This window comes from Rhodoferax sp. RT5P35 (genome assembly GCF_056521385.1).
The window spans coordinates 1-1,871 of record NZ_JBWMAX010000054.1; the positions used below are offsets into that span (position 1 = coordinate 1).

The following is a 1,871-nucleotide window of genomic DNA, read 5'->3' on the forward strand; positions in this document are numbered from 1 at the left end:
TGGAGGCCTTTGTGGGCGTGCCGCTGTTTCGCCGCACCCGCTATGGCGTGGCGCTCACCCCCCAGGGGGCCGAGTACGCGCAGCAGGTGGCCGTGCGTCTCAGCGGCCTGGAGCAGGACACGCTGGATGCCATGTCGCACCAGGGCAGCGGCGGCACGCTGCACCTGGCCTCGGTGCCCACCTTTGCCACCCGCTGGCTGATCCCGCGTCTGCCCGCCTGGACCGCCCTGCACCCCGACACCACGGTGCACCTCGAAACCCGCACCCGCCCCTTCCTATTTGCCGACACGCCGTTTGATGCCGCCCTGTACAGCAGCACGGCCGAGCAGGTGGCCCAGTGGGCAGGCACTCGCGCGGTGCGCCTGCTGGGCGAGGACATGGTGCCGGTGTGCAGCCCGGCACTTTTGAAAGGCGCAACCGCCTTCACCGCAGAAGCCATCGCCGAACTCCCCCTGCTGCAGCAAAGCACCCGCCCCGACGGCTGGCGCGAATGGTTCGATGCCATGGGCGTGCCCGCCCCCCTGGCCCGGCGCGGCCCGCGCTACGAGCTGTTCTCCATGACCGCTGCCGCCGCCACCTGCGGCCTGGGCCTGGGCCTGGTGCCGCGCCTGCTGGTCGAAGCCGAACTGGCACGCGGCGAGCTGGTGCTGGCCTGCGCGCAGCCGCTGCCGACTGGCGGGGCGCATGACCGGGCCTATTACTGTGTGCTGCCGGAGCGTACGGAGAACCGGGTGTTGGTGGAGGCGTTTGTGGGGTGGATGCAGCAGGCGGTGGGCTAGTCCGCCAACGCAAACGCGGCGGCCATGCGCTCTTGCTCGCGGGCCGCAATACCCAGCTGCGCCGCCACCTTGGGCCACTGCCGCACCACCGCCTGGCTGCGGGCGATGGTGGCCTGGGCCGTTTTCGCATCCACACGAAAGTACGGGGCCACGGAACGGACCAGGTCGAGGTCCAGCGCGTTGTCGGCTTCGCTGATGTTGAGCTTCAGGCCGTGGGATGCGGGCACGGGGTTCATGTCGTACGCTTCGGACAAGCGCCAACCCTTGACGGGCACCAGGATGAAGCCGTGGTTGCGCAGATGGTCGTCGCTGTTGGACACCAGCACATTGAACACGCTGCGCGACCACAACTCTTGCAGATCGGTATCGGTGTGCGCGCCATGGTCGATCAGCACGCGGGCCAGTTCCAGATAGCCCACGCCAGTCGATGCATCCTCGCCGTCCTGGTGGCCGGTGAGCGTCATCGCGGACGCAAAGTGCAGCCGCCGACCGGCGAGCGTGCGGTCGAAGCGCTGCACCAAAAACGTATGGTGCGGGTTGGCGAAGCGGCGCGCCAGGCTGTCGGGCACGCGCAGCCCACAGCCGCGCGCCAGGGTGTGCACCACCATCTCCCAGGCACCTACGTCGTGCCCGTCGCGCACACTGGGAAATTTGGCGATCCACAGGTGCCCGTCCGGATCGACCACACTGGCTTTGGGCCGTGCACCGCCAAGCGAACCACCGGGCGCAATCAACATGCGCAGCCAGTCGTCGCCTGCGGCGGCGGTGTTGTCTTCGTCGCGCTCTAGCGCCAGGCTGGCGGCCTCCAACTCGCGCAATTGGATGAACGGAGGTGCTGCCACACCGTGCCGGTTATCCAGAAAGTCCCCTGCGTCGCCAGGCCGAAACCGCAGCGCGCCCACGCGGAAGGCATCGTGCACCCCCAGAAGGTAGTCGGATGCGTGCAGCCGCACCGCCTTGCCCACCCGCCCTGCCCGCTGCTCGCGCTCCAGGCGGCGGCGCATCAGCAGGCGGCCCCAGCGGTCGGGGCTGGCATCGGCAAAAACGCCGAAGGTTTCATGGCCCTGGGGTGGATGCTGCCGGCCCGGGAAC

At 69.2% G+C, this 1,871-nt stretch carries 2 protein-coding genes; one reads left to right on the forward strand and one right to left on the reverse strand.

Annotation, left to right across the window (positions count from 1 at the left end):
- Positions 1-779 (forward strand): LysR substrate-binding domain-containing protein (locus AC097L_RS23455; RefSeq protein ID WP_479589146.1); only part of this gene is annotated, 779 nt, incomplete at its 5' end.
- Here the strand turns inward: AC097L_RS23455 and AC097L_RS23460 are convergent.
- Positions 776-1,871 (reverse strand): type II toxin-antitoxin system HipA family toxin (locus AC097L_RS23460; RefSeq protein WP_479589147.1); only part of this gene is annotated, 1,096 nt, incomplete at its 5' end. The genes AC097L_RS23455 and AC097L_RS23460 overlap by 4 nt on opposite strands.